The organism is Bradyrhizobium sp. (assembly GCF_049691595.1).
Taxonomy (GTDB): domain Bacteria; phylum Pseudomonadota; class Alphaproteobacteria; order Rhizobiales; family Xanthobacteraceae; genus Bradyrhizobium.
Genome location: NZ_JBAVNZ010000393.1, coordinates 1 through 5,524 on the forward strand (window position 1 = coordinate 1; position 5,524 = coordinate 5,524).

Below are 5,524 nucleotides of genomic sequence, written 5' to 3' on the forward strand. Positions count from 1 at the left end.
ACTATATACTCGCTTATGCATGCTGCGGCGTCACCCCGGCTCCCTGGCCCCAACGACCGTTGAGCCCCGGACTTGCAGAGGACAGTCTCGATGACAATTGAAGTGTTTTATCTGACCGCACAACTCAATCGCTGGCTCAACGCGCGGGTCGCCCGCCATTTGGAGGTTCAGGCTGCGAGATTTGATCCGACCAAGGGAGCGATCGGGATGGCCGGCCCGACGGCGTTGACGGCGCGTGGTATCGAGCGACCGGGGATTTCGGCAGCCGGCGCGGGCTGCCGGGGGACGCCGGATTGCATTCACGATATCGCGGCGGGCGAGCGCCATTCCACCCGGCAAACGGTGCGCGCATGAACGAGGCCGTGGTTCTGACCCCTGAGCGAATCCTCGAGGTTACCGAGGACGTGTTGCGCCGTTTCGGGCTGGCCAAGGCGACGGTCGTCGATGTCGCCCGCGCGCTCGATGTCAGCCACGGCAGCGTCTACCGGCATTTCCCGAGCAAGGCTTCGCTGCGCCAGGCGGTGGCGAAGCGCTGGCTCGACCGCGTCAACGCGCCGCTGCAGAAGATCGCGGAGGCCTCGGGGCCGGCGCCGGCCAGGCTGGAGCGCTGGCTGCGCACGATGTTTTCGATCAAGCACAAGAAGCTGAGCGACGACCCCGAGATGTTCGCGACCTATCTGACGCTGGCGCAGGAGGCGTGCGAGGCGGTAAGGGCGCACCGGCAAGGTCTCGTCGATCAGATCGCGCAAATCCTGTCCGACGGCGTGAAGCAGGGCGTGTTCCAGGTTGCCGATCCAGGAGCCTCGGCGCGGGCGCTGTTCGACGCCACCAGCCGCTTCCATCATCCCGCGCATTCCGACGAGTGGCGCGATCCCGAGCTTGCCGGGCGGATCGACTTCATGCTGGCGTTGCTGCTCAGGGGCCTCGAAGCCCCGCGCAAGCGCTGAAGTATCTTTAAGCGCTCGCCGCCGAACCACCCGACAAGCCTCAAATCCCCTTTCGCGATCCTCACCCTGGACCAGTTGCGGGCTCACGGACGCCTGTTGTTTGATATCGGTCAAATCCGGGCTCAGCCGGTCCGATACCGATGATGCGGGAGGAGAAAGTGCTGCTGGCGCTGTTTGCCGATGTCCACGCCAACCGGCAGGCCTTTGGCGCCTGCCTCGCGTCGGCGCGGGCGCGCGGCGCGGAAAAATTGATCTGCCTTGGCGACTACGTTGGATATGGCGCCGATCCTGAATGGGCGGTCGAGACAGTGATGGACCTCGCCGAGAGCGGGGCGATGGCGGTGCGCGGCAACCACGACAGCGCGGTCGGCACCATGACGGAATCCATGAATGCCGAAGCCCAGGCCGCGATCGAATGGACGCGCGGCCGGCTTGGCGTCGCGGAGCGGCGTTTTTTGGCCGAATTGCCGCTGACGCGGCAGGAGGACGATCGCCTCTACGTCCATTCCGAGGCGAGCAGTCCTTCGACATGGCGCTACGTCCGGAACGCTTTGGATGCCGCGCGCAGCATCATGGCGAGCGCGGCCCAGATCACGTTCTGCGGCCACATTCACCGGCCGGCGCTTTATTCGATGTCATCGGCTGCGAAGATGACGGGCTTTGTCCCGACCTCGGGCGTGCCCGTGCCATTGCTGCCGGGCCGGCGCTGGCTCGCCGTTCTCGGCTCGGTGGGGCAGCCGCGGGACGGCAATCCGGCGGCCTCGTTTGCGATGTTCGACACCGAGGCGCGGGAAATCACCTATTGCCGCGTACCCTACGACGTCGAGACGGCGGCAAATCGAATCCGCGGAAACGGCCTGCCGTCATGGCTGGCCGATCGCCTGCTGGTCGGGAGGTGAGCGATGACCAGGCCTTCCCTAGCACGGAGCGCTGATATCGATGGGTTCGTGATCGGCGAGTGCGTGCATCACGGCGGCATGGCGACGCTGTGGAGCGTCACCCATCCCGGCATCACGGCGCCGCTCTTGATGAAGGTTCCCCTGGTTGCCGAAGGCGAGGATCCCGCCGCCATCGTCAGCTTCGAAATGGAGCAGATGATCCTGCCGCGGCTGTCGGGACCCCATGTGCCGACCTGTTTCGGCACCGGCGATTTCGAAAGGCAGGCCTATGTCGTGATCGAGCGGATTCCCGGCAAGACGCTTTACAGCCGGCTCGGCGAGCTACCGCTCGCTTACGAAGAGGCGAGGGTGGTCGCGGGAAAAATCGCCTCCGCCCTCGCCGATCTGCACCGGCAGAACGTCATTCATCACGACATCAAGCCGAGCAGCATCATGTTTCGTGAAAGCGGCGAGGCGGTGTTGATCGATTTTGGATTGTCGCATCACAATCAGTTGCCCGATCTGCTGCAGGAAGAGTTTCGTTTGCCCTACGGCACCGCGCCCTACATGGCGCCCGAGCGCCTGCTCGGGGTGCGGGACGACCCGCGCAGCGATCTGTTTTCGCTGGGCGTGCTGCTGTACTTCTTCACCACCGGGGCGCGGCCGTTCGGCGAGACCGAAACCCTGCGCGGCATGCGCCGGCGGCTGTGGCGCGATCCGCATCCGCCGCGCAAACTCAGGGGCGATTATCCGCCCTGGCTCCAGGAGATCGTGCTGCGGTGCCTCGAGATCGAGCCGGCCTGGCGCTATCCGACGGCGTCGCAACTGGCCTTCGACCTCGGCCATCCCGACCAGGTCAAGCTGACGGCGCGATCAGAGCGCATGAGGCGCGATCCGCTCAGCACGGTCTGGCGGCGCCGCTTCGACCGCGGCCTGACCGAGCCGAAGCCCAAAGTCGATCTTGCGGCGCAACTGGCCTCATGTCCAATCGTGGCCGTGGCTCTCGATATCGGGGAGGGATCGGAGACGCTGAACGAGGCCCTGCGCGTGACCGCGCAACGAATCCTGGCGACGCTGCCGTCGGCAAGGCTGGCATGCCTGAATGTGCTGAAGCTCGGCCGCGTCACCATCGACCGGACGCTGGACGAGCAAGGCCACAACAAGCACATCGACCGGCTGGTCGCGCTCCAGCATTGGGCCTCGGCGCTGCAACTCGATCAGAGCCGGCTCACGGTGCATGTGCTGGAGGCGATCGATCCCGCGGCGGCGATCCTGGAATTCGCCGCGGTCAATCATGTCGATCATATTATCATCGGCGCGCGTCAGAACTCGCTGGTGCGTTCGCTGCTCGGCAGCGTGTCGGCGAAGGTCGCGGCCGAAGCGGTCTGCAGCGTCACCGTGGTGCGGCCGCCGCGAACCGCGGCGCTGCGTGAGCCGGGCGACAAAGATGGCAAGGTGGAGGAGGCGGTGAAAGTCCAGGCTGCGAGGCCCTGAACCGCGCGATCAAATATGACGGGCGCACGTCCCTTTCCCGGATATGGGCCCTGGTTTGCTGTCGTCAGCTATAAATGCAGTGTTTTCAGGCGGCGCGTGTCTTCAGCGGCCTCTGCCAACAGCCAATCGCGGAACGTCTTGATCTTCGGCTTCATCGAAGTCGCCTTTGGACAAACGACCCAGTAGGTCCTGGACAGCTTCAGAGACAGATTGAACGGCCTGACCAGGCGCCCGTTGATGAGGTCCCAGGCGGCAAGCGTGGTACGCGCAAGCGCAACACCCTGGCCGTCGATGGCGGCATCGATCAGCATGCTTGCGCGGTTGAGCGCCGTACCATGCCGGATGTCGGCATCAACGACCCCGGCGGCATCGAACCATTTCGACCAGGCCTTCCAGTCGTCCAGATGCAGCAGCGGAAATTTCAGCAAGTCCGACGGCTTGGCGATGCGGTTACGCCCGGACATGAGCTTGGGGCTGCAGACCGGAAAAAGCTGCTCGGTGCAAAGCCGGACGGCGTCAAGCCCGCCCCAATTGCCATCGCCGTGCCTGACCGCAACATCGACATCCTCACGGGCAAAGTCGACATGATGCATCGTTGCCGAGACCCGAAGATCGATGCCGGGATGCGCCTCGGCAAACCGGCCGAGCCGGTACACCAGCCATTTGGCGGCAAAATCCGGCGAGGTGCTGACGGTCAGAACGCCGGCGTTTTGGCGCTGCACCAGGCGATCGGTGCCCGCAGCGATCCGGTCGAGCGCGTCGCGCACCACGTTGAGGTATTCGCGACCGGCCTCGGTGATCGCCAACTGCTGGCGATCGCGGCTGAAGAGCTTGATGCCGAGCGTCGCCTCCAGCAACTTGACCTGATGGCTGACCGCTCCCTGGGTAACACAGAGCTCTTCCGCCGCGCGCGTGAAGCTCTCGCTCCGCGCCGCGGCCTCGAAAGCCTTGAGGGCGTTGAGCGGTGGTAAATGGCGCGGCATCGCCTGCTCTCATGAGAAAATCTAAGGCAAGGTAGAGAATAGATGCTTTGCTTGCAAGGCATTCCCGGTTCTATCGGTCCAGCTCCGCGGCTGCGCTGAAGCCGGGCTTTCAAGATGGAGCATCCAGAATGTCGCAAACGCATCCGATGCGGGAACCCTGGCGCGCCGGTTTCCGTGCGGCCGCCGGCCGCAACTTGCTGTCGGCCTGTGACCATATCATAGCGATTTGGCTCGATCGCCGGCAAGGACGCCAGGAACTGGTTTCGCTGGACGACCGGCAGTTGAAAGATGTTGGAATCTCGCGGGAAGAAGCCCTTCGGGAAGCCGGTAAACCCTTCTGGAGACGCTGAGCTGCGTTCCTTGGATACCCGGAGCGCCGATTTGGCCGGCCCTGTTGAAGTCATGAAAATTTCTAATGGACCGCGGAAAAAAGATGCGTTGCGCGCCACCCCGGCCTGGGGCCATGTAAGCGGGCTTCGCAAAGCGAAATGCACATCGGGCTCTTAACGCAGCCGCCCGGTTCTTGAGGACGCTTCGGTCTCAAGTGCTGCTCCAGCCCCCTGTGGGGAGGAGCGCCCATGAGCGACCAAAGCATAGCCAATTCCCCTGCATTATTCTCGCCGACCGTCGCGACCCGTCTGGCCGCCCCCCGCGCCGTGGCCGCGCGAACCAGATTGCTGCTCGAAGGGCCGGTTTTGCCGACCCTGCTGCGGCTGTCGGCGCCGAATGTCCTTAACCTTCTCGCGATTGCGGGCATGATCACGTTCGACGGGCTGTTTCTCGGCCGTCTCGGCCCGGACGTGCTCGCTGGCGCATCGCTCGCCTTCCCATTTGTGATGCTGATCCAGCACACGGGGGCGAGCGGTATGGGTGGCGGCGTTTCATCCGCAATCGCGCGCGCGCTCGGTGCCGGCAAGCGCGATGTCGCCGACGCGCTTGCCTTTCACGCCTTTGTTCTGGCGCTTGGCCTGGCGGCGGAGTTCTCGACAGTGCTGTTATGCGGCGCGCCATTCGTCTTCCGATGGATGGGCGGGGATGGCGACGTATTGTCGTCCGCGCTGGCCTACGCCAACGTGGCGTTCGGCGGCGCAATATCCATCTGCATGCTGAATCTGCTCGGCAGTGTCGTGCGGGGAACCGGCAATATGGGTCTGCCGGCGGGCGTCATCGTTGGCAGCGTGGTTGCGCACGTTCTCATCTCGCCATTGCTGATTTTCGGGTG

At 64.4% G+C, this 5,524-nt stretch carries 7 protein-coding genes; 6 read left to right on the forward strand and 1 reads right to left on the reverse strand.

The window, feature by feature from the left end:
• Positions 1-90 precede the first annotated feature (90 nt).
• The 4 genes from WCE35_RS16860 to WCE35_RS16875 all read left to right on the forward strand — a co-directional run bounded on the left by WCE35_RS16860 (position 91) and on the right by WCE35_RS16875 (position 3,319).
• Positions 91-354 carry a hypothetical protein gene (locus WCE35_RS16860; protein ID WP_424594466.1) on the forward strand — a complete coding sequence of 88 codons (264 nt, stop codon included), beginning with the start codon at positions 91-93 and terminating at the stop codon, positions 352-354.
• Positions 351-947, forward strand: a complete 597-nt coding sequence (locus WCE35_RS16865) for a TetR family transcriptional regulator (protein WP_424594467.1) — start codon at positions 351-353, stop codon at positions 945-947. Before WCE35_RS16860 ends, WCE35_RS16865 begins: the two co-directional genes overlap by 4 nt.
• 158 nt (positions 948-1,105) lie before the next feature.
• Complete coding sequence (locus tag WCE35_RS16870; protein WP_424594472.1) at positions 1,106-1,846, forward strand: metallophosphoesterase family protein; 741 nt, start codon at positions 1,106-1,108, stop codon at positions 1,844-1,846.
• A 3-nt stretch (positions 1,847-1,849) separates the two neighbouring features.
• Positions 1,850-3,319, forward strand: a complete 1,470-nt coding sequence (locus WCE35_RS16875; RefSeq protein ID WP_424594468.1) for a serine/threonine protein kinase — start codon at positions 1,850-1,852, stop codon at positions 3,317-3,319.
• Between the two features lie 68 nt (positions 3,320-3,387).
• Here the strand turns inward: WCE35_RS16875 and WCE35_RS16880 are convergent, their stop codons facing one another.
• Positions 3,388-4,302: a transcriptional regulator GcvA gene (locus tag WCE35_RS16880; protein WP_424594469.1), complete on the reverse strand. Its 915-nt coding sequence runs from the start codon at positions 4,300-4,302 to the stop codon at positions 3,388-3,390.
• A gap of 128 nt (positions 4,303-4,430) precedes the next feature.
• Between WCE35_RS16880 and WCE35_RS16885 the strand changes: the two genes are divergently transcribed.
• Complete coding sequence (locus WCE35_RS16885; RefSeq protein ID WP_424594470.1) at positions 4,431-4,652, forward strand: DUF1127 domain-containing protein; 222 nt, start codon at positions 4,431-4,433, stop codon at positions 4,650-4,652.
• 228 nt (positions 4,653-4,880) lie between these two features.
• The coding region (locus WCE35_RS16890; RefSeq protein WP_424594471.1) for an MATE family efflux transporter at positions 4,881-5,524 on the forward strand (644 nt) is incomplete at its 3' end.